19 protein-coding genes are annotated in these 21,184 nt (G+C 56.8%); 9 read left to right on the top strand and 10 right to left on the bottom strand.

Going from position 1 to position 21,184, the window contains the following annotated elements; all coding sequences use genetic code 11:
- Positions 1-5: 5 nt before the first annotated feature.
- From HY868_00840 to HY868_00805, 8 genes are all read right to left on the bottom strand, one after another.
- Positions 6-668 (bottom strand): metal-dependent transcriptional regulator, encoded by a 663-nt coding sequence (locus HY868_00840; GenBank protein ID MBI5300654.1) that lies wholly within the window; start codon positions 666-668, stop codon positions 6-8.
- Between the two features lie 438 nt (positions 669-1,106).
- On the bottom strand, positions 1,107-2,246 hold the full coding sequence (locus tag HY868_00835; GenBank protein ID MBI5300653.1) for an alanine--glyoxylate aminotransferase family protein: 1,140 nt from the start codon (positions 2,244-2,246) through the stop codon (positions 1,107-1,109).
- Positions 2,247-2,253: 7 nt separating this feature from the next.
- Complete coding sequence (locus HY868_00830; protein ID MBI5300652.1) at positions 2,254-2,868, bottom strand: GNAT family N-acetyltransferase; 615 nt, start codon at positions 2,866-2,868, stop codon at positions 2,254-2,256.
- A gap of 21 nt (positions 2,869-2,889) precedes the next feature.
- Positions 2,890-3,420, bottom strand: a complete 531-nt coding sequence (locus tag HY868_00825; protein MBI5300651.1) for an NUDIX hydrolase — start codon at positions 3,418-3,420, stop codon at positions 2,890-2,892.
- Positions 3,421-3,493: 73 nt separating this feature from the next.
- Positions 3,494-4,360, bottom strand: coding sequence for a LysM peptidoglycan-binding domain-containing protein (locus HY868_00820; protein MBI5300650.1), 867 nt, complete (start codon positions 4,358-4,360; stop codon positions 3,494-3,496).
- A gap of 165 nt (positions 4,361-4,525) precedes the next feature.
- The gene (locus tag HY868_00815; protein ID MBI5300649.1) at positions 4,526-4,888 is read right to left on the bottom strand and encodes a PilZ domain-containing protein; all 363 of its coding nucleotides are present in this window, start codon (positions 4,886-4,888) and stop codon (positions 4,526-4,528) included.
- A 177-nt stretch (positions 4,889-5,065) separates the two neighbouring features.
- Complete coding sequence (locus HY868_00810; GenBank protein ID MBI5300648.1) at positions 5,066-5,746, bottom strand: hypothetical protein; 681 nt, start codon at positions 5,744-5,746, stop codon at positions 5,066-5,068.
- Positions 5,747-6,027: 281 nt separating this feature from the next.
- Positions 6,028-6,693, bottom strand: a complete 666-nt coding sequence (locus tag HY868_00805; GenBank protein MBI5300647.1) for a response regulator transcription factor — start codon at positions 6,691-6,693, stop codon at positions 6,028-6,030.
- Between the two features lie 441 nt (positions 6,694-7,134).
- Here HY868_00805 and HY868_00800 point away from each other — a divergent pair, with 441 nt between their 5' ends.
- Both HY868_00800 and HY868_00795 read left to right on the top strand, forming a co-directional pair.
- Positions 7,135-8,238 carry a winged helix-turn-helix transcriptional regulator gene (locus HY868_00800; protein ID MBI5300646.1) on the top strand — a complete coding sequence of 368 codons (1,104 nt, stop codon included), beginning with the start codon at positions 7,135-7,137 and terminating at the stop codon, positions 8,236-8,238.
- Between the two features lie 38 nt (positions 8,239-8,276).
- On the top strand, positions 8,277-8,561 hold the full coding sequence (locus tag HY868_00795; protein ID MBI5300645.1) for a hypothetical protein: 285 nt from the start codon (positions 8,277-8,279) through the stop codon (positions 8,559-8,561).
- A 68-nt stretch (positions 8,562-8,629) separates the two neighbouring features.
- Here the strand turns inward: HY868_00795 and rpoD are convergent, their stop codons facing one another.
- Together rpoD and HY868_00785 are read right to left on the bottom strand one after the other, a co-directional pair.
- Positions 8,630-9,922 (bottom strand): RNA polymerase sigma factor RpoD, encoded by a 1,293-nt coding sequence (rpoD, locus tag HY868_00790; GenBank protein ID MBI5300644.1) that lies wholly within the window; start codon positions 9,920-9,922, stop codon positions 8,630-8,632.
- Between the two features lie 197 nt (positions 9,923-10,119).
- A complete protein-coding gene (locus HY868_00785; GenBank protein ID MBI5300643.1) occupies positions 10,120-11,025 on the bottom strand; it encodes an isoaspartyl peptidase/L-asparaginase in 906 nt (301 codons plus the stop codon).
- Between the two features lie 290 nt (positions 11,026-11,315).
- On the opposite strand from HY868_00785, the gene HY868_00780 reads away from it, so the two are divergent.
- From HY868_00780 to HY868_00750, 7 genes are all read left to right on the top strand, one after another.
- Entirely contained in the window at positions 11,316-11,735 is a 420-nt protein-coding gene (locus HY868_00780) for an Hsp20/alpha crystallin family protein (protein ID MBI5300642.1), read from the top strand.
- 6 nt (positions 11,736-11,741) lie between these two features.
- The gene (gene lon, locus HY868_00775) at positions 11,742-14,237 is read left to right on the top strand and encodes an endopeptidase La (protein ID MBI5300641.1); all 2,496 of its coding nucleotides are present in this window, start codon (positions 11,742-11,744) and stop codon (positions 14,235-14,237) included.
- Between the two features lie 515 nt (positions 14,238-14,752).
- Positions 14,753-17,050 (top strand): putative DNA binding domain-containing protein, encoded by a 2,298-nt coding sequence (locus HY868_00770; protein MBI5300640.1) that lies wholly within the window; start codon positions 14,753-14,755, stop codon positions 17,048-17,050.
- Positions 17,051-17,055: 5 nt separating this feature from the next.
- Positions 17,056-17,301 (top strand): DUF433 domain-containing protein, encoded by a 246-nt coding sequence (locus tag HY868_00765; protein MBI5300639.1) that lies wholly within the window; start codon positions 17,056-17,058, stop codon positions 17,299-17,301.
- Positions 17,302-17,689: 388 nt separating this feature from the next.
- Positions 17,690-18,868, top strand: a complete 1,179-nt coding sequence (locus tag HY868_00760) for a LysM peptidoglycan-binding domain-containing protein (protein MBI5300638.1) — start codon at positions 17,690-17,692, stop codon at positions 18,866-18,868.
- A 333-nt stretch (positions 18,869-19,201) separates the two neighbouring features.
- Positions 19,202-19,639, top strand: coding sequence for a GNAT family acetyltransferase (locus HY868_00755; protein MBI5300637.1), 438 nt, complete (start codon positions 19,202-19,204; stop codon positions 19,637-19,639).
- Positions 19,614-20,828 (top strand): P1 family peptidase, encoded by a 1,215-nt coding sequence (locus tag HY868_00750; GenBank protein MBI5300636.1) that lies wholly within the window; start codon positions 19,614-19,616, stop codon positions 20,826-20,828. Before HY868_00755 ends, HY868_00750 begins: the two co-directional genes overlap by 26 nt.
- Positions 20,829-21,184 lie beyond the last annotated feature (356 nt).

Genomic DNA, 21,184 nt, shown 5'->3' with positions numbered 1-21,184 from the left:
GTTTCCTATGTTGGTGTGACCCAAATTCGATTTGCCAGGTCGCGTCCGAGCGCGTAGTGCGCGTGACCGACGCGCACAAGCACGGGACCGCCAAAGGGCGCGCGATTTTCAACTACGACTTGAACATTCGGTAGTAAGCCGAGCGTCGCGAGGTGTCGCAGTGTGGCTGATGTTTCCAATGCGATGCGCGCAATCGTGGCGCGCGTGCGGGGCGCGCAATCGGCGAGCAACTTTTGCGCGGACTTGGCGGCGTCACTCGACGCGCGTGGGATGGGATTGCCGTGCGGGCAGGTATCGGGATTGCCGAGTTGATCGGCGAGTTGCGCTTCGGTTTCCGGCGAGACGAAATGCTCCAAGCGATCCGCTTCGTCGTGCGCGCGTGCCCAGTCCAGTCCCAGCACATCGGTAAAGTGTCGCTCGACGAGACGATGCCGTCGTAGGAGAATGCGCGCGCGTGCCTGACCGATCACGGTCAGGGTTACGGCGCTTGTTGTATGCGTGACGAGAGCTTGGGCGAAAAGTGGGTGGAGGTGCGCGTCGAGCGACGCTGCCGACAGGTTCACTGTGCGCGCGAGGTCTGCGAGTGTGAGCATCTGCGCGTTCTCTTCGGCGCGCGCGAGCGTGAGGAGAATCATTTCTGGTATTTCGTGTGATGGGGCGTTGGGCATAGCGGTCTCCTTTGTGAGTTTGGCTGAATTCTATATGTTAGTATACACTAACATCGGCGGTTTGTCAAAACACGCGAAGGTTAACGCATGTTGCGAGGTAACTAATTGACACTGTCGAATTAGCCACACGCTGCGCGCCACACTGAAACACCCAGAAAAAGAGAAGGTAACTGTGACCTTGGCGGAGTGGTTGGTTGCCGGGGAAAAACAAGAGGCGAGTCGTGAAGACTCGCCTCGATAGATTATCTGTGCGTTGGGCACGGAGGCTTGATCTGGCGCGGAGTAATTCGATGGCAATGAGTGGCACGCCGCGCGGTGGAGAGCAATCGCTCCATCAGTGAGTGGAAGCAGGGGTTCTCGTCACGACAAGGGATTTGAGAATAATGTTCATCACTCAAGATGCGGGAAACCACCCTGTGCCCAAATCAACTGGTTGAACTACACCATCGCTTTTTCTGCTGCTACGAGTCCCGCGCCTTCGTCGAACTCGACGCCAGCGGCGAGGAGTGCGCCTTCAATCGCGGAGAGCGTTGCGGAAATATCCGCCGCGTTGACGACGCCCATGTGCCCGACGCGGAAATATTTATCGCGAATCGCGGGATGCAAGCCACCCGCAACGACAATTCCGCGCTCGCGAATCTTGCCGATCAATTTCGCGTCCGCGCCGGCGGGAAAGTACGGCGCGGTCATCGTCGTCGCCGCGATGTCCGCGCGTACGGGTACTTGCTTCAAGCCCATCGCGGTGACGCCGGCTTTGAACGCGTCGCTCAATTTTTTGTGACGCGCGATGCGCTTGTCCATGCCCTCGGCGAGAATTTGTTTCAGACTTTCGTGCAACGCGTACACCAAATTCACCGGCGGCGTGCCAAAGTACGCTGGCTTGCGCGCAAGGTACGCCTCCATGATCGGAAGCCAACTCGTCCAATCGGCATAGTAGCTCGCGACCGGTTGCTTGCGCGCCTTGAACGTTTCAAGCGCGCGCGGCGACGCGACGAGGAGCGCGAGTCCCGGCGGAACGCCGACCGCTTTTTGCGACGCGGTCAACGTAACGTCTACGCCCCAGGCGTCCTGTTCCAATTCCATGCCGGCGACCGAGCAAACGCCATCCACGATCACGCGCGCGCCGTGCTTACGACCCAGTTTCGCGATGCCGCGCACATCCATCGCGACGCCGGTCGAAGTATCTACGTGCGTCAGCGTGATGATCTTTGGTTTGACGCGCCCAAGTTCTTGCTCGACGCGATTTAACGCGATGACCTCACCCACCTCTGCGCGCGCAATCGTCACTTCTGCGCCGTAGCGTTCGGCAATTGCCGCCATGCGTTCGCCGAAATAACCGGTCGAAAGCACGAGCACGCGGTCGCCTGGCTCGACGAGATTGCACACTGCGAGGTCCATTGCGAGTGTGCCGGAACCGGCGATTACAAAGGGCATTCCGCTCGGCGCGCCAAATACTTGCTTCATCATCTCCAGCGTTTCGCCAAAGCGCGCGAGAAATTCCGGCGCGGTGTGTCCGGCGGTCGGCGCGCTCATCGCGCGCAAAACACCGGGATCAAAGTTGATCGGTCCGGGGATCATCAACAAATCACGTTCGCTCATTTTGTATCCTCAAGGTTAGATTCGTATTTTCCGGGAAGCGTCGTTCCCGAAAATCCTGACGGGTCAATTCCATTTCGACGCCATCGTACTCACCCACGTCCGGCGAAAATCGTCGCGCGGAACCCAGGGTGCGAAATCCGCACGCGGCGAAGCACCGTTGTGCGCGCACATTGTCGTTGAAGGTGAACAGGTACAGGCGGTCGAGCGACGTCGTCGCGAAAACGTGCCGCACGAGTGTTTTGATCGCGTCGCGTCCATAGTGTTTGCCCCAGTTCACCGGCTCGCCGATGACGATGCCCATTTCGCCGTCGCGATTCAGCCAATCAATCGCGAAAACGCCGATGCGCCCGATCAATGCGCCGTCGTTCGTGAGCACAAAAAACGCGCGGCGATTCGTCGGCGCGTGAAAGCGTTCGCCGCGCAGATGCTCGCGAAATTCGGAGAGCGTAAGGTCGGTCGGTGTGCCGCCTGCCCAACGCAACAAATTTTCGTCGCGGCTCCAACGCCACACGCGCGCCGCGTCCTCGTCAGTAATCGAGTCCTCAAAGGGACGAAGGATCACGTTGTCGCCGTAAATCATAGTTGGGTAGTTGTGTGGCATTTGAACTATTCAACTCGGCAACTAGAGCACTAGCAAACTTTTCACGCGCAACAGTCCGATAATCGTTTTCCCATCCAGGATCTCGCCGCGTTCGATTTTGGCGATGGCTTCGGCGAACGGGATGTGTTCGGTGTGAATGAGTTCGTCGTCTTCGGGCGAGGCATTCCCGGCGGTCAATTGGCGCGCGAGATACAGCGTCATTTTCTCGGTGGAGAAACCAGGACTGGAGTAGAAAAAACCCAGGTCGTGCCATTCGAGCGCAGTATAGCCGGTTTCTTCTTTCAACTCGCGCGTCGCACACAACGCGGGGTCTTCGCCGTCTTCGAGCGTGCCCGCCGGAATTTCGAGCATCTCGCGCGCGGCGGCGGAACGATATTGCCGCACCATCACGACGCGATTCTGCGCGTCGAGCGGCACCATTGCGACGGCGCCGCGATGCTCGACGATCTCGCGTGCGACGACGCTCCGATTTGCCAAGCGGACTTGATCGAGTCGAAGTTTGACGACGCGTCCACGATAGAGGTACTCACTGCGAAGGATTTCTTCAGCCATAGTTGTCAGACTCGTCCAACAAAAAAGAGAGGCGCGCGTACATGCGCAACGCCTCTCTGTTCAAAATCTATCGTCAGCGCGGAATGACGAGCGTTTGTCCCGGATAAATGAAATTCGGGTTCGGCAAATGGTTCGCGATTTGCAACGCGTACGTCGTAACATTAAAACGCGCGGCAATCGAAAAGAGTGTGTCGCCAACTTGAACAGTGTACGTATTGCCGCCTGGTTGCGGTAGTGGCGCGGGATTGGGACCGGCACTGCCTGGGATATTCAGTACTTGTCCCGGGTAGACAAAGTTCGCGTTAATGCCAGGATTCGCCGCGAGCAAACCACTGACAGTAACGCCGAATTTGCGTGCGATGCTGTAAAGCCAGTCGCCGCGCTGTACGGTGTACGTCGTCGGTCCGCCCGCAGGTGAAACGGGGACGGGTGTCGGTGTTGCGCCAGCCACTGGCGTTGGCGTCAACGCGCTCGCCGGCGCCGGCACACTGCCGCCCGCGGCGGGGATGTTTAACACCTGACCCGGGTAGATGCGATTCGGATTTAATCCGGGGTTCGCTGTAAGAATCTCCTGATTCGTCACGCCGAATTTTTGAGCAATCTTGCTCAACCAATCACCCCATTGGACGGTGTACGTCGTCGGACCACTGCCGGAACTGGGTAGGGGTGTAGGCGTCGCTGCCGGAATGGTTGCCGTCACGGTGACGACCGATGTCGGTGGCGGTGGCGGCAGTATCGGTGTTTCGGTGATGGGAATGACCAGCGTTGGTGTGACCGTGCCTTCGCCTTCGCGCGCGGTAGCGGTTCCTGGTGCGGCTGTCGGCGCGGCGGATACACGCGTCGGCGGGACGGGTGTTGGTTCTGGCGGCTTGTCTCGAGTACACGCCGATGCGGCAAGTGCCACAACGACAAATGCCGCCAAGATAAACAAACGCTTCATCGCGCAACCTCCTTAGTAAAGTTCGGTGTTGCCGGGTTGCACAATTATCATAACACAAGTTACGCGCGGCGTCAAATGGTTTTTCGGTTTTTCGCAAAAAAAACGCGACGCGCCAATTCGCGCGTCGTGCGGATATTGCAAGCGACCTAGTGCTCGTTGGAATGATCAGATGAACCGATGTTGGCGAAAGCGTACGGCGATGCCACACGAACCATCGGATTGAATCTCGTTGCGGACGACCGTGCCGCGTACGGCAAGCCCGGCTGAATCGGCTTGGTTCGCGTGAGAGGAAAACCAAAACACGACGAACAAGGCGCGTCCATTCGTCAGCGCATGATCCAATTTCAAATACAATCCCGACGCACTCAGGTTGCGTACTTGCGCCGCCTCTTGAAATCGCGCGCCCTGGGTTTCGATCCCGCGCACGACCGCCGAGTAAGCGCACGCAACCCGTGGCTTACTTCGGCGATCCGTGTTATGCAGTTGAGACGCGACCTGGGTCGCAGAAGCATCGAGTTTATTCAGCATACTCGTATTCTACACGGAGGGTTCGGTTCGAGCATCGTGCAAATAGTGTTTTCGCGATGGACACTCGCGACTGGGTGGAACGGTACAAATGTGCCGTCCCTGATTTGCGCTTGCCAAGAATGAAAACGCTCTCTCCGCAGTTCCTGTGAAGAGAGCGTTGATGTCGCGTTTCCAGTGTTACAGCGTGCGACGCCAAACGAACAGTCCGACGCCGGCAACGCCGATCAATCCAAGGATGGCGATTCCACTCAACATGATATCGAATCCCCCCGTCGCCTCGGCGCGCAGATTCGAGAGGGACACCGCGGTGGGCACACAGCCGGGAATACCGAAGGTGTGAAAGCTGGTCGAAGCCGTGGTCGAGCTGATGATCGCATTCACAGTCAACGTCACGGGGACGCCGCGCGCGAAAGGATAGCCCGCCTCAAAACCGGAGCCAGCCGGCGTTAGATCGCGCCAGATCGGTTGGTTCTGATTCGTGTTCGTCGTATAGGGTGGCGCGTCATTCATCAGGATGTTGCTCAACGTATTTTGTGCCAGAAAGTTATTCGTCGCGTCAGTTGTATAGGTTAAACCGGTGAATGGCGCGACGTACATATACACCATATCGTTATCGCATGTATAGTGCGCGAACAATCGTCCGACGCGCGGTTGATTGACGCAATCCCCATTAATGCACAAATCGGTAATGTAATAAGGATTGCTTGCGTCCGGTGTGCCCCATTCATCCGGCGTGCCGTTGACAGTCCCAGCACCGGTGATCTGCAAAACAAATGTTGCGGCAGAGACGAAGGTTACGGACACGATCAGTATGATGGCGACCAACAACAGTGCTCGGAAAATAGTCGTCTTGGTCATTCTTTCCTCCTTTTTGTTTTCACGAGTACCAAACGCGCAGCGCGAGTTTGTTCGATTTGCATCGTGAAGAGTATGGTAATGTGCAGGTATTCTATGCGACTCGCTCGCATGTCGCATCGTACAGATAGCGTTTTCGCGATAGATACTCGCGCCAGTTTTCATGGATTCGAAATGGGCGCAAATATCCCAACACCTCGGCACAATTGTGCCGAATGATTTTGAAAGTCAGGAAAACAAAAACGCTCTCTCCCAGATGGAAGAGAGCGTGATTTGCAAACTGGTTAGTGCGGCAAATCGGCTAGGTGATGTTGGTACGCGTAAATGATCAATTCGAGGCGATCGGTAATTTCGAGTTTGGAGAAAATTGAAGTGAGATGATGTCGCACCGTGACTTCGCTGATGGAGAGCATGTCGGCAATCTGTTTGTTTTTCAGACCTTTGCCGATCATCGTAATGACCTCGCGTTCACGCTGAGACAGACTGGCGATTTTTTGCGTATCGGGATCGTCCTTCGGTTTGCCGCGCGACATTTGAGTAAGCATCGTCGCAATCGTCGCGCGGTCGAGCCACGCCTCGCCGGAATGAACCTTGGTGATGGCTTTGAAGAGAACCTGGGGCGGCTGATGCTTGAGCACGACACCCATCACGCCGGCTTGGACCGCGCGATAATGCACCTGCAGGTCGTTGATCGCGGTAACGAGGATAATGCGCGCGTGCGGTGCGACACCCAGTAACGCGGGAATGATGTCGAGATGCTCGGATTCATCGAGGTTGAATTCTAGCAAAATCAGTTCAGGTTGCGTTTGCGTTGCCAGCGCGATGGCATCGTCACGATTCCCGGCTTCGCCGACGATGACAATGTGCGCTTGATGAGCGATCAGTTCCTTGAGTCCGGCGCGAACCAGCGCATGCGCGTCAACGATCAGGGTGCGGATGGCTTCATTCATAGAACAAATTCCATTCGATAATCTATCAGACGGGTATCCTTGGACATCCATTCTTTCAAGCCATCGCGTCTCCGTTCAAATCAGCGGATTGTTTGGGGAAAAGGGCGCACAGAACCGCGCGGCATGAGTTCCAATCTGAGCGGATTATAGACGACCTAACGCCGCGTGTCAACGAACCCGGCGCACGGTTATGCGACCCTGGGATTAAACCAAGTGCGTTGAACCAGCCTGAACCGCGGCGCGCGCGCCCGTTTGGTTTTCAAGGTGTACTATCCAACTCCACGCTCGAAACGGGGTTGCCCTGCTCCGCAAGCCCACGCGCAAATCTTTAAGGTTGCGCGCCTTGACAAACCGGCGATTATCGCCTATATTATGCCTGTAATCCACTTAAATGAATAATAAGCATAAGTGGAAACTCTTGGTCGAAAGAGCGGAAATACGATGCCTCCACCCGAAGAATCCCTTACCCTGTCCAGTCGCGCGCGCATCAGCGCCCGATTGGAACCGGCGTTGAACGCGCTGCACAGTTTGCTGTTGCTGACCAAAGTCGAGGATGTGTCGGGCTTGGGCGACTGGGTCATTCGCACTGCTCACGCCATGACGCCGGAAGAGCGTCGCTTGAATGATTTGGTCATCATCGGTTTTTATTTTGCCGTGATGCCGCGCCGAAGTTGGGAGAGCTTCCCGGCTTACCTCAAACATCTCCAAACTACTAGCCCAGTCGCGCTGCGCGACAAGATGCTGGAGATCTATGCGCGCAAGCCGGGCTACGGCAAGACCGGTGCGCTAGGAATTGCTCCCATCCCAGACATGCGTGCGGCGCTCAAATCGGCGGATGCCTATTTGGAATTTTTGCGACAGATGTTTGGCGCTGAAAAAGTGAACGTCGAGATCGAAACCCAGGCGTACAAGTATGTTTCAAATCCGCCGGCGATGAAAAAATTGATCATATCCCATCTGCGAAATATGTGGAAAAAATATCTCGCGCCAGAATGGGATCGCGTTATGCCGATGTTGCAAGAAGCACTCCAAGCGGTCGCGCACGGCGATTTCAGCGCGATGACCCGACCCGAAGCATATCGCTGGGTCACGGGGCACGCGTTGGACGATGACAAATGGAAGAAACCGTTTGAAGAGAGCGAGCAGATAATTTTCGTACCGAGCGCGCATGTCGGTCCGTACACCGGCAGACATCAAGCCGGCAATACATTCTGGGTCGTCTTTGGCGCGCGCGTGCCAGAAGGCGCTCAAGTCGTAGCCCCGGCATTGAGTCGTGCGGACGCCATCGTGCGTCTCGGCGCGCTGACCGACGACAGCCGCTTGCGAATCTTAAAGCACATTGCCGAGCAAGGTGAAACGCGTTCGCAGGACATTATCCAGGCGCTCGGCTTGAGTCAGCCCGCGGTATCGCGGCACCTCATGCAACTTGTGGCGATCGGGTACCTCACGGAACGACGTTGTGACGGCGCGAAATGCTACGCGCTCAACCGGGCGCGCATCGAAGAAACCCTGCGCGCGTTGGACACATTCCTGCTCGGTCGCTGATTGTTTCAGGGTCAACATTTTTAGGGGAGGAGGATAGAATGCTCGAAATGGAGAAACTTGTTCGCGAAGAACAACTCAACGATCTCCGGCGCGAACTGGCAAGAGAAGAGCTTGCGCGTGAGGCGATGGCGAGTCGCACCAAGTCGGCGCCTTTCTACCTACGCGTGCTCGTTTGGCTGGTTCAACGATTGTTGCTGTGGTGCGTGCACCTGCCGATGTCTGCGCCGCGACCGCGCGTGCGCACCAGACGATATTCCAGCCGCGCAAGTTGCCCATCTTGCGAGGGAACCCTTTCCGTTGCGCGTCCCAGTCGTCAAGGTTGATGCGCTCGGCGTTCACGTGGCGCAAATAAAGACCCGCAGGGTTTGAAAAACCCTGCGGGTCTCACATTTCACTCCAGGTAATCGCGCAACTTGCGCGATCGCGATGGATGGCGCAATTTGCGGAGCGCCTTGGCTTCGATCTGCCGAATGCGCTCGCGCGTCACGCCGAATTTCTTGCCGACTTCTTCGAGCGTATGCGCCTTGCCGTCCTTCAAACCGAAACGCAGTTGAAGCACGCGTCCCTCGCGCGGGCTGAGCGATGTGAGAATTTCTTCCATCTGCTCGCGCAACAGTTGGTGCGATGCCGCGTCCGTCGGACCCAGCGTCATTTCATCCGGGATGAAATCGCCGAGGTGCGAATCTTGTTCTTCGCCGACCGGCATTTCGAGCGACAATGGGCGCTGCGAAATCTTGATGATGCGCTCGACCTTGCGCGAGGTGGTGTTCAACTCTTTCGCGATCTCGTCGCTCGTTGGCTCGCGACCCAGTTCTTGCACGAGTTGGCGCGAGACGCGCGTCAGTTTGTTGATGCGCTCGCACATGTGCACCGGCACGCGAATCGTACGTCCTTGGTCCGCAATCGCGCGCGTGATCGCCTGGCGAATCCACCACGTCGCATACGTCGAAAACTTGAAACCGCGATGGTGATCGAACTTTTCGACCGCGCGAATCAAACCGATGTTGCCTTCTTGAATCAGGTCGAGGAACGACACGCCGCGCCCGATATATTTTTTCGCGATGGAAACGACGAGACGAAAGTTGGCTTTGATCAGTTTCTGGCGATACAGATCGCCCTCGCGAATCTTTTGCTCAAGGCGCGCGCGTTCGCCGTTTTGGACATGATTCTTGGTCAAACGATAGCGCGCGCGTTTGCCCGTTTCCATCCCGCGCGCATATTCCACTTCTTGTTCTGCCGTCAGCAAAGGAATGCGCGAAATTTCTTTGAGGTACAGTGAAACGGTATCGTCAATGCCGATCGCGCTGAGATCGAAATCTTCTTTCGGTTCCTCTGCTTTGGCATCGGCTTCGTCGTGCGCCTTTTCCGCCTCAACGACCGGGATCCCCTCGTCAAAGAGAACGATGTACATTTCTTCGAGTTGCTCGAGACTCGACTCGGCTTCCGGGAAGAGCACCAGGATATCATCCTGGGTCAAATAACCTTGATCTTTGCCTTTTTTGATCAACTCTTCCGCAAGCGTGGATTCTTCATCGAGCGGTGAGCCGGGCGCGGGCGGAGTTTTAAGGCGCGCCAACGCGGCGCGCAAAGTCTGCGCCGCTTGCGAACGCGGTCGCTTTTCGTCGCGCCCAATCGCGCCTTTCACTTGTTTTTCAGTTTTCGCCTTTGTTGCCTTTTTCACCATTCCGCCAACACCATCAACCACTAGATTATCCGACAGCCCTTGTCAACCCTGTGGTAAACAATAAAATTGAGACAGGAGCAACCCCGCCTCTGTCAGAGATTATATGACAATAAACAAGCCAAGTCAATACTTTTTTGTGATTTCTTTGCAACTGACTAGCGTGCTTTAACAATCTCTCATTTATTTTATGACAACCACTAGCACTCGGCGATGATTTGGGGGCTTGATTCGGTGATCCACGCCCGCGCCATACGCGACGTATTGTATGCCAAGCCGACGCGCCCCTCTCGGTCAGCGAGGATGATGCCACCGGTGCCGCCGACGCGTTGGGCGAGATATTCGATTGCTGTCTTGGCAACCACGTTCGGTTCGCGGTTGCCGGCGAGTGCGTCCACCGCGAACTTGGCGAGCACGACACGCGTGATCGCTTCGCCCCAGCCGGTTGCCGACGCGCCGCCGAGCAAATTGTCCGCGTACGTGCCCGCGCCGACAATCGGCGAATCGCCGACGCGACCCGCGGGCTTGAATTTCATCCCGCCGGTACAAGTGCCCGCCGCGATATTTCCCGCGCGATCCACCGCGACGCATCCGACGGTGCCGCCGTTTCGCGGCGCGACATCCTGGGTCGTATCGCGCGCCGATGAATTTCTCTGACACTCCTTCCAAATTTCGATCTGTGCGGGCGAGCGTAGCGTTTCGTTCTCAACGAGCGCGATCCCGTGCGCGACCGCAAATTCTTCTGCGCCGCGCGCGACGAACAACGTGTACTCGCTTTCCATCACGCGCCGCGCGAGCACGATCACGTTCTTGACGCGTTGCACGCCGGCGACCGCGCCCGCGTCGAGTGTGCGTCCGTCCATCATACTTGCGTCCATCTCGACGACGCCATCGCGATTGAGGAACGAGCCGTACCCCGCGTCGAACGCTGGGTCGTCTTCCATCGAAATGATCGCGGCTTGCGCCGCGTCGAGCGCCGAGCCACCAGCGCGCAAAACGCTCCAGCCGATTTGCGCGGCGATAGCGACGCCGCGGCGATGTGGTTTGGCTTCCGCGTCGGAGATATCGCCTGCGCCGCCATGAACGATGATTGCTAGTTGTGCCATGCTAAACCTCATTTGGTATTCAGTTCAGCCATGCGAAGGTAGCCAATCACTCTGGCGAGGAATCGCGCGACAACAACCAATTCGCTTCCGCGCGCAATGTGCCTTCAAACCTTCGCATGGCTGAACACTACTACTTTTGTCTAGTGCCGGCGATTATAACGCCGCGCGACCGGTGGAGCAAATCACGCGCCGCGCGTTTTAAGAAAAATTGAACTTGAGAGAATCGCCCATCTGTGCTACAATGATTTCGCCATCACGGATGAATGGCAGACTCGTTTTGAGGACAAGCGATGCTCAAAGCGTTTGACGAAATGGACGAATTTGAACGGCAGATGGACAAGATGTTGTACGCCTATTTTCCAAGCGAACACCGAACCCGCCCGCGTGAATGGCGTCCGGCAACGGATGTCTACGAAACCGACGAAGCCGTCATTGTAAAAATGGAGATCGCGGGGATGGACGCCGCGGACTTTACAATTTCCTTCACCGACCACACGTTGACTGTCGAAGGCGCGCGGCTCGACCGCGAATCGAAACTCGGTTACCACTTGCTCGAAATTCCGTACGGTGAGTTTCGCGTGCCGGTCTATTTGCCGGGCACATTCGCCGAAGACCGGATCGACGCGCGGTACGAAAACGGTTTTCTCTACATCACCTTGCCCAAACATCGTGAAGAGCATCACGTGCTAATTCGCACGCCATCAGCGTAACCACCTATGCACATTTTCACCGGTAAACGCGAATCTGAAAAAGAAGAAGAACCGAAATCCCCGGCGATTCCAGAGGAATTGCCGATTCTGCCATTGCGCGGCACAGTCGTCTATCCGCTGACGATGATTCCGCTCAGTGTCGGTCAAGCGCGCTCGATTCGCTTGGTGGACGATGTCACAACAGGCAGTCGCCTTATCGGTCTCGTCACAACGAAAGACTCTGCTATCGAAGACGGCGGACCGGACGACGTGTACTGGACCGGGACTGCCGCCATTATCGTACGTCTCTTGCGCGCGCCGGACGACACGGTGCGTTTGATCGTCCAGGCGATGGAGCGCATTCGCATCCGCGAGTTTACCGCGCAAGAACCGTACCTCAAAGCGCGTGTCGAAGTAGCGCCCGAGAACGCCGAAAAGACGGTCGAAGTCAAAGCGTTGATGACGAACACCGTCGAACTGTTCAAGCGCTTTGTCGCGCTGACCTCGCATTTCACCGAAGAAGTGTTGATGGCGGTGATGAACATTGACGACCCGCGTCAACTCGTCTACGCGCTCGCGGGCAATGTGTTGCGCTTGGAATTGAAGGACGCGCAAGAACTCCTCGAACTCGACGACGTCGCGGACAAGTTGAAGAAACTCGACGCGATCATGACGAAAGAGTTGGAGGTGCTCGAACTCGGCAAGAAAATCCAGACCCAGGCACAAGACGAACTCTCTAAATCGCAACGCGATTACATTCTGCGCGAGCAGATGAAGCAGATCAAAAAGGAATTGGGCGAGGAAGACGAGCAGACCGTCGAAGCCAAAGAGTACGAGAAGAAAATTGCCGAGGCGCAAATGTCGCCCGAAGCGGAAAAGGAAGCCAAACGCGAACTGGCGCGGATGAAGACGATGCCGCCCGCCGCCGCCGAGTACCACGTCATCAAGACGTACCTTGATTGGCTGGTGGAATTGCCGTGGACCAAAACGAGCCAGGATAATCTCGACATTGCGCGCGCGCGGCAAATTCTCGATGAGGATCACTACGACCTCAAGGAAGTCAAGGAACGCATCCTCGAGTACTTGTCCGTTCGCAAACTGCGTCTCGAACGCGGCGGCGACGAAGAGGCGCGCACCTACAAAGGTTCGATTCTTTGTTTTGCCGGACCGCCCGGCGTAGGCAAGACCTCGCTCGGTCAATCCATCGCGCGCGCGCTCGGGCGCAAGTTCATCCGCATGTCGCTCGGCGGCATGCACGACGAAGCCGAGATTCGCGGGCATCGCCGCACGTACATCGGCGCGTTGCCCGGGCGCATCGTCCAATCGCTCAAGCGTGCGGAATCGCGCAACCCGGTGATGATGCTCGACGAAGTGGACAAGATCGGGGCAGACTTTCGCGGTGATCCGTCGTCGGCGCTGCTCGAAGTGCTCGATCCCGCGCAGAACAAAACCTTTCGCGATCATTATCTCGACGTGGACTTTGACCTTTCGCAAGTCATCTTCATTTGCACCGCGAATCAGCTCGATTCGATTCAGCCCGCGTTGCGCGACCGCATGGAAATTCTCGTCCTCTCCGGTTACACGGAAGACGAGAAACTCTACATCGCGAAAGGGTATCTCGTTCCGCGCCAGGTGAAAGAGAACGGACTCAAGCCGGAAGAAATCGCGTTCGAGGATGACGCGATTCGCCAAATCGCGCGCGATTACACGCGCGAAGCCGGCGTGCGAAATCTCGAACGCAATCTCGGCTCGGTCTGCCGCAAAGTGGCAACGCACATCGCGGAAGGCAAAGAGACGCCCGTCATCATCACGCCCGCGAAGGTGAGCGAACTGCTCGGCAAACCCAGGTTCTACGCCGAAGTCGCAGAACGCACGACGATTCCCGGCGTGGCAACCGGTCTGGTCTGGACGCCGGTCGGCGGCGACATTGTATTCATTGAAGCGACGCGCATGCCGGGCGGCAAGGGCTTTATGGTGACCGGGCAACTCGGCGACGTGATGCGCGAATCCGCGCAAGCCGCGATGTCGTACGTCCGCTCGAAGGCGAAAGAACTGGGCGTCGAAAATAAAGTCTTTGAGCAGAGCGACATTCACGTCCACGTCCCCGAAGGCGCGACGCCCAAGGACGGTCCGAGCGCCGGCGTAACGATGGCAACCGCGCTCGCGAGTCTCGTGACGGACCGGCTCGTGCGCAGCGATGTCGCGATGACCGGCGAGATTACGTTGCGCGGACGCGTGCTGCCGGTCGGCGGCATCAAGGAAAAAGTGCTCGCGGCACATCGCGCCGGATTGAAAACTGTGATTTTGCCCAAGCGTAATGAAAAAGATTTGGATGAACTTCCAGACCAGGTTCGCAAAGACTTGAACTTTGTCTTTGCCGAGCAAGTGACCGATGTCTTTAGCGCGGCACTCGGCGAAAAACGCGTTGCCCCTGGCAACGGCAGCGGTAATGGTCGCGATGCAGAACCGGCGACCGAATCAAAAGACAAAACACCGCGCACCGCGAAGAAAAAGAACGGGTGACCTCGCCCCACTCCCCCAACCCCCTCTCCCCTCTCCTGATTCGGAGAATCAGGAGAGGGGAGAGGGGGCGAAGGGGGTGAGGAGTGAGGCACACTTAACAACCGAACAAACTGTATCCACCCGCAGACAATCGCGCACTATATTTCCGATTGCCTGTACTCTGGACTGGGTTACGCCAGACGAGAGACCAAACGCGCTCGATTTGCGCGTCTCGATTCGATTTTTGATTTCGTCTCGCATTACAAAACAGACGAGACACATTTGCCGAAGCGTGGACGCCTCCGCGAGTGATTGTGTCGCCGAGTCATGCCGACTTGCGTCGCGACAACCATTGCATCGCTCGCACCCTGGGCGCATTTCCGGCGAGATTTTTTCGCCACGGTTCTCCTCGCGCAACCCTTCCCGTGCAGGTAGCCAAGGATACAAGTAAACAAGTTCACTGGCATATAGCTTGCCTGGTTCCTTGTTTACCTGTCTACCGGTTTACTTGCCTACTCTCCCCAAGGAAGGGACACATGCCTCAACGCAAAAAATCTTCACAACGCCAGTGGCGGCGAATGGATTTGCATTTGCACACACCTGCCTCCGCCGATTACAAACAATCTGGCGTATCGTACCTTGACTTTCTCAAAAAAGCGGAAGACAAGGGACTCGACATTGTCGCGTTCACCGATCACAATTCGGTGATGGGTTACGCGCGTTTTCTGCAACAAGTCGAAACGCTCGAAACACTCGCGCGCTTGGATCGCATGACCGACGAGGAGCGCAAGCAACTTGGCGAGTATCGTCGCTTGCGCGAAAAACTGTTGATCTTGCCCGGCTTTGAATTGACCGCGACGCTGGGTTTTCACATCCTCGCGATTTTCCAACCCGAAACGACCGTGCGCGAACTCGATCATCTGTTGATGTCGCTCAACGTGCCCGCCGATAAGCTCGACGACGGGAGCGGCGAAGTTGGCGCGACGACCGACGTACTGACCGCGTATCGCATGGTCAACCAAGCCGGCGGTCTCGTCATTGCCGCGCACGCGAATTCGTCGCACGGCGTCGCTATGCCTGGGTTCGATTTCGGCGGGCAGACGCGCATCGCGTACACCCAGGATTCGAATTTGCACGCGCTCGAAGTGACCGATCTCGAATCGCGTTCGCGGCGGCGCACCGCGATGTTCTTCAACGGCATCAAGCCGGAATATCCGCGCCGGATGCACTGCATCCAGGGTAGCGACGCGCACAAACTCGATTACGACGCCAAGTTCAAAAACGAGATGGGCGTCGGCGACCGCGCGACCGAAATCTTGCTCGACGACGTTTCGTTCGACGCGATCAAGGACGTGTTCGTCGGCAACGATTTCTCGCGCACGCGCCCGTATCGCGCGGCGACCGAAGAACCCTTCGACCCGATTCGCGAAGCGCGCGAACAAGGCGAAACGCTCGTGCAAGCGTTCCACGAAAAAATGCTCGACAAGCGCAACGTCGCGCCAGCGATTTTGCAGGATGTCGTCGCGCTTGCGAACACGAACGGCGGCACGATCTATATCGGCGCGAACGCGCACGCGCGCCAACCCGTCGTCGGAGTTGAACGCGTCGAACACGCCATCGCGGATTTGAAGAGCGCGATCTCGAAACAAATCAATCCACCGCTCGACACGCAAATCGAGGCGCTCAAGAGCCAGGGCAAGACCGTTCTGCAAATGATCGTCCCGCGCGGCAGCGATGTACCGTACGCGCTCGACGGCGCGCACATCTATGTGCGTTCCGAAAACGAAACGACGCTCGCGATGCGTGACGAGATCGTGCAACTCGTGCGCGAATCCCTCGCGGTCGAATTTGCCGCGTCGCCGGTGAGCGAACCGTTGCCGCCGGTCGAGCATCCCGCGCAAGTCCAACCGAACGTGCCCGCGCCGCGCACCGGGGTGGAGATCGTCGCGTCCGATGTGCGGAAAGGCACGCACTATTATTCCGTGCGCGATTTGCGAAATAGCCGCATCGTGCAAAATGTGACGCTTGCGAGCGCGCGCAGTTTGTGGCAGTACGCGATTTCGGAACACGAAAAAAATCCGGTCAAAGCCGAGAACGTGCAATGGACGGGCGACATTGGCATTTGGAAAACGCACAAGCGCGGCGGCAAGATGCGCTATGATCTCGCGCAACGCGTCGGCGATAAAGTGCTTGTGTATTACGGCGTCACCGACGATGGGATGGACGGCGCGTGGCACAAACTGGTCGAGGGCGAGAACGGCGGCGAGGACAGCGCGACCGGCGAAACGCGCAGCGACATCGGGATGCCGACGGAAATCGCGGCAGAGTACGATGCGATGCCGGACACGATCCCACTTGTCGGGCACGAGCCAGCTGCCGACATGATTCCGCCGCCGGTGCTGGGCGACGAAATCGAATCGTACATCCCGCCCGAAGACCTGGACGAAACCGCGACGCTGGTTATGCCACCCGCGGCGCTCGGCGAGTACGACGAATTTCGCACACCGCTCGGTGAACCGTTGCCACCGGCGGATGACTTTGAGCCAGAAGCGGAATTCGTTGCAACATCCGATGAATCCACAATGATTGTAGACCAAAGCCCGGAAGAAGTCGCGCCGCCGTTCGAGATGCTTCAATCCGAGCCGGAAGAACTCGTACCGCCATTCGAGACTCCGGAATCGGAACCGACATCGCCGCCGTTGGCGGAATCCGTCGCGCCGCCTGCGCCCAAGACGCGCGCGCAAACGTGGCGCGAGAAATTGGAACGCGCGATGGCGGCGATGAATCCGGGACAGCCCACATCGAAATCGGAAAACGCTGAACGAAAGGAATAGTTTTAATGAGTCGGACGGAAATCGGCAAGTACATCGTGATTGATCCGGAAATCTGTCACGGGCAAATAACATTTGCGGGTACACGCGTGCCCATTGACACGGTCCTCGCCTTGTTGGCAAAAGGATACTCGGTTGAGCAATTGCTCAAAAGTTATCCAGAGTTGAGACGCCCCGCGATTGAAGAAGTAGTCGAATTGGCAACCGAATCATTGCGCTTGCGTTATCACATTCCGCTTGAGATTGCCGCGTGAGCCAAATCATTCTCGATGACCAGCTCTTTGATCAAGAAGTCTTGATCCCGATCGCGCGATGGATCACCGTCCAACGTCTGCGCGAATTGCGTCCGGGTGGGGTCATCAAGGATGAACGAGTGCCAGAAATCCTGTGCAGTCTGCGTCAGCCGACTTTGGCGATGATTGACCTGGGTTTTTGGAACAGATCATTGCGAAATCCGCGATATGGCGTCCTTTGTTTTCCTCTGCAGAATGATCAACAGGATGAATTGCCTCAAATGCTTCGGAGAGTTTTGCGTTTACCAGAATTCCATTCGAAAGCGGCGCGCATGGGCAAGGTTGCGCGCGTCGGTGTAACGGGCGTAGAGTACTGGCAGTTAGGCGACGAATCTTTGCGCAGACGGTCATGGAAATAAAATTTCTTCGTCCGATCGTTCTGCTCTCGGTTTTCTGTTTGCTTGTGTTGCCGGGATACGTCTCCGCCGACACGCCCACCACACACACCGTCGCGTGGGGTGAAACGCTTTCCAGCATCGCGCGGACGTACGGTGTCACGCCGCAAGCGATCGCGAACGCGAACAACATTCGGATGGACGGCTGGCTCTACGCCGGGATGCGTCTGAAAATTCCAGCCGGCAATGCGAGTCCCGCGCCCGCGACAACGCCGAGCGGTTTCTACACGGTGCGCGCCGGCGATACGCTTTTTTCGATTGCCGCGCGATTCAATACGACGGTGGACGCCCTCTCCACTGCGAATGATTTACCCGCGAATGGTTTGATCTACACCGGTTGGACGTTGAAGATTCCGACAACGGCAACGCGTACTGCGCCGACCTTGGCTGGGTCGGCGCGTTCCTATGTCGTCCAGTCGGGCGAGACGCTCGCGCAAATCGCGTTGCGGCACGACACGACGACGGTCGCGCTCGCGCAGGCGAACGATTTGCCAAATGGATGGATGATCTACGCGGGTCAGCGACTCGTGCTCCCGGGCAAATCACCGGCGCGCGCCGCGCCGGTCGCCGGCGCGAATGAGGTGCGGATCACCGGCGTTCCGCTCTTCCGACAAAAGCAGGCGCTCACCTGCGAGGAAGCGTCCGCGGCGATGGCATCGCGCGGCGCGATCACCGAAGATCAACTGCTCGCGGTGATGCCGCGCAGTGAGAATCCCTTTGACGGAATTCGCGGGCAAACGAACCCGACGTATTATGGCGGCTTGAACGATTACGGCGTGTACGCGCAAGGTTTGCAAAAAGGATTGACTGCGCTCGGCATCCAATCCCAGGTTTTGTACGGACAGAGTTACGACGAATTCAAAGACGCATTGCTCGCGCATTTGCGCGCCGGTCGCGCGGTGATTTGGTGGCATACGTGGCAGGATTCGTACCAATCGCCGGTGATGGTGAAATTGGCGGATGGCACAACGGTCAAGCTGGTTCCGTACGAACACGCGAGCGTCATCATCGCCGCGAGTGATCGCGGCGTGACGTATCACGATCCGTACGACGCGACGGTGCGCTTTGTTTCCTGGGCAGACCATCGGCGCGTGTCGGCGTATTTCGATAATATGGCGCTGGTGATTCTCTAGCAGTCATCGAGATCAAGCCTTGTTTAGAGTTGTCGAATTTGGGAAACCCAATGAGAGGAAACTATGTCTCTGACCTATCTATTCGTATTGATTGCATTTGTCGGAATTGCTATGCTGACCATGTCCAACGCAATGTACAGCGCACGGACAAAGGACAATCAAGTGTGGCGGAAGTTTTGGCTGGGCAAAGATATTTTGACAAAGAATGAATATATCCTTAATCGCGTTGGCTTTGTGATAACCTCCATTGGAATCGTTCTGACATACTGGTCACGGTTCGCTTGGAAATAACAGGGTTGGCAACTCTTCAGAGAAAGGCATTGTTCACTTGTGATTGAACTTCGTGAATTCACCCTCGACGACTACGACGTGGCATTCGCACTGTGGCAAGACTCCGCACCTGGGATCGGTCTCAGCCGTTCGGATACGCGCGACGAGATCGCGAAAAAGTTACAGCGCGACCCAGACTTGTTCCTCGTCGCGACGGATGATGGCAAACTGATCGGCACTGTGTTTGGCGGGTACGATGGTCGGCGCGGTCTCATTTATCATCTCGCAGTTGCGCGCGTGTATCGCGGCAATGGTCTTGGCAAAATATTGATGGCGGAAGTTGAAAAACGGATGGCGGCAAAGGGTTGTCTCAAGAGTTATTTGCTCGTCAAGCGCGAGAACGAAGACGTGATCGAGTTTTATCAGGGGCTAGGTTGGGACGTGATGGACATTACCATCATGGGCAAAAACCTGGATGCCGGCAAAAAGGAGATGTGCTGAGTTGACCACACGACCACGCGCGCGCGACCTGGGAATCAAAATCGGGCGTGTCAAGCCCGGACGCTACAACGCGATTACCGATGTTGCCGGCGTGCGCGTTGGACACATGACGCTCATCGAAGGTGAAGGCAAACTCGTTCCCGGCGTCGGACCGATTCGCACCGGCGTTACCGCGATTCACACGCACGGCGGCGACATGTTCCTCGAAAAAGTGACCGGCGCGGTTTTGCGGATCAACGGTTTCGGCGAAGTGACCAACTCGGAACAGATTCACGAGATGGGTTTTATCGAGGGACCGATCTTGCTCACGAACACGTGGAACGTGCCGCGCGTTGCCGATGCCTTGATTGATTGGAGCATCGCGCGCAACGAGGCGATGGGCGTGGACACCTGGGGCATCAGTCCGGTCGTTGCCGAGACGAGCGATATGTACCTCAACGACATTCGCGGTCGTCACGTCAAACGCGAACATGTCTTTCACGCGATTGATACCGCGCGCGGCGGACCGGTCGAAGAAGGCGCGGTCGGCGGCGGAACCGGGATGACGTGTTACGATTTCAAGGGTGGTATCGGCACGGCGTCGCGCAAATTGCCGGAAAAACTCGGTGACTTTACGGTTGGCGTGCTCGTGCAAACGAATTTCGGTTGGCGACCGCAGTTGATGATTGACGGTGTACCGGTCGGGCGCGAACTCGAACGCTACAAACCGCTTCGTCGCAAATCCGAAAATCCGCCGGAAATTAAAACCCTTGCGAAGGTTCCAAAACCTTCGCAAGGTTCACCGGTCGTTGATGGCGGCTCGGTCATCGTCATTATCGCGACCGACGCGCCGTGCTCGCAACGCATCTTGACGCGACTCGCGATGCGCGCGCAAAACGGACTCGCGCGCACTGGCTCGCACACGGGAAACACCAGCGGCGATTTCGTCATCGCGTTCAGCACCACGCGCCGCAAAAAACATTTCGCCGATTCGCTCACCTACACCGCCGAGCAAATTATCGAGCAGGGTGACATCATCAACAATATGTTTTGGTCGGTCGTCGAAGCGACGGAAGAAGCGGTGCTCAACTCGCTGTTCAAATCGGACACGATGATCGGGCGCGATGGTCGCGTCGCGGCGGGCTTGCCGATTGAAGAGACAGTTGATTTGATGAAAAAGTACGGACACACGCATGTACATTTGCCGTGATGAAAAAAATGTGTGCACTCAAATCCATCTCTAGGTTTTCCCTATGAAAATAGATCCAATTGACATGGTTCCTGGTCCAAGCCCCTGGTACATTAAAGCCCAAGATGAATTTAGAACGCAAGCAGGAAAGTACTCTTGGCGCGAATTTGAATCGGCGATAATGTTTTTGGTTAATCCGAGTGGTAAACCTATACTTCTAATCAGTATATACTGTTACCCCCTGTGCTAATATGGGGTGGTACAACTCTCCCTGACAATTAACTGTATAATGGGGGCAAGGGAGAGATCAACATGTCTCAGACTGGAACATCAACGACCGCACTACCTGACCCCGAGGTCAGACCAAAAGCCAAGCA

This window comes from Chloroflexota bacterium (assembly GCA_016219275.1).
Classification (GTDB): domain Bacteria; phylum Chloroflexota; class Anaerolineae; order UBA4142; family UBA4142; genus JACRBM01.
This window is presented reverse-complemented; position numbering and strand designations above follow the sequence as displayed.

Bases quoted from the DNA above. Each gene is read 5' to 3' on its own strand.
- HY868_00820 (MBI5300650.1), bottom strand. From the start codon at position 4,360: ATGAAGCGTTTGTTTATCTTGGCGGCATTTGTCGTTGTGGCACTTGCC.
- rpoD (MBI5300644.1), bottom strand. From the start codon at position 9,922: ATGGTGAAAAAGGCAACAAAGGCGAAAACTGAAAAACAAGTGAAAGGC.
- HY868_00770 (MBI5300640.1), top strand. From the start codon at position 14,753: ATGCCTCAACGCAAAAAATCTTCACAACGCCAGTGGCGGCGAATGGAT.
- HY868_00750 (MBI5300636.1), top strand. From the start codon at position 19,614: ATGCCGGCAAAAAGGAGATGTGCTGAGTTGACCACACGACCACGCGCG.
- HY868_00840 (MBI5300654.1), bottom strand. From the start codon at position 668: ATGCCCAACGCCCCATCACACGAAATACCAGAAATGATTCTCCTCACG.
- HY868_00780 (MBI5300642.1), top strand. From the start codon at position 11,316: ATGCTCAAAGCGTTTGACGAAATGGACGAATTTGAACGGCAGATGGAC.
- HY868_00760 (MBI5300638.1), top strand. From the start codon at position 17,690: ATGGAAATAAAATTTCTTCGTCCGATCGTTCTGCTCTCGGTTTTCTGT.
- HY868_00805 (MBI5300647.1), bottom strand. From the start codon at position 6,693: ATGAATGAAGCCATCCGCACCCTGATCGTTGACGCGCATGCGCTGGTT.
- lon (MBI5300641.1), top strand. From the start codon at position 11,742: ATGCACATTTTCACCGGTAAACGCGAATCTGAAAAAGAAGAAGAACCG.
- HY868_00800 (MBI5300646.1), top strand. From the start codon at position 7,135: ATGCCTCCACCCGAAGAATCCCTTACCCTGTCCAGTCGCGCGCGCATC.
- HY868_00810 (MBI5300648.1), bottom strand. From the start codon at position 5,746: ATGACCAAGACGACTATTTTCCGAGCACTGTTGTTGGTCGCCATCATA.
- HY868_00785 (MBI5300643.1), bottom strand. From the start codon at position 11,025: ATGGCACAACTAGCAATCATCGTTCATGGCGGCGCAGGCGATATCTCC.
- HY868_00830 (MBI5300652.1), bottom strand. From the start codon at position 2,868: ATGCCACACAACTACCCAACTATGATTTACGGCGACAACGTGATCCTT.
- HY868_00815 (MBI5300649.1), bottom strand. From the start codon at position 4,888: ATGCTGAATAAACTCGATGCTTCTGCGACCCAGGTCGCGTCTCAACTG.
- HY868_00765 (MBI5300639.1), top strand. From the start codon at position 17,056: ATGAGTCGGACGGAAATCGGCAAGTACATCGTGATTGATCCGGAAATC.
- HY868_00825 (MBI5300651.1), bottom strand. From the start codon at position 3,420: ATGGCTGAAGAAATCCTTCGCAGTGAGTACCTCTATCGTGGACGCGTC.
- HY868_00795 (MBI5300645.1), top strand. From the start codon at position 8,277: ATGCTCGAAATGGAGAAACTTGTTCGCGAAGAACAACTCAACGATCTC.
- HY868_00835 (MBI5300653.1), bottom strand. From the start codon at position 2,246: ATGATCCCCGGACCGATCAACTTTGATCCCGGTGTTTTGCGCGCGATG.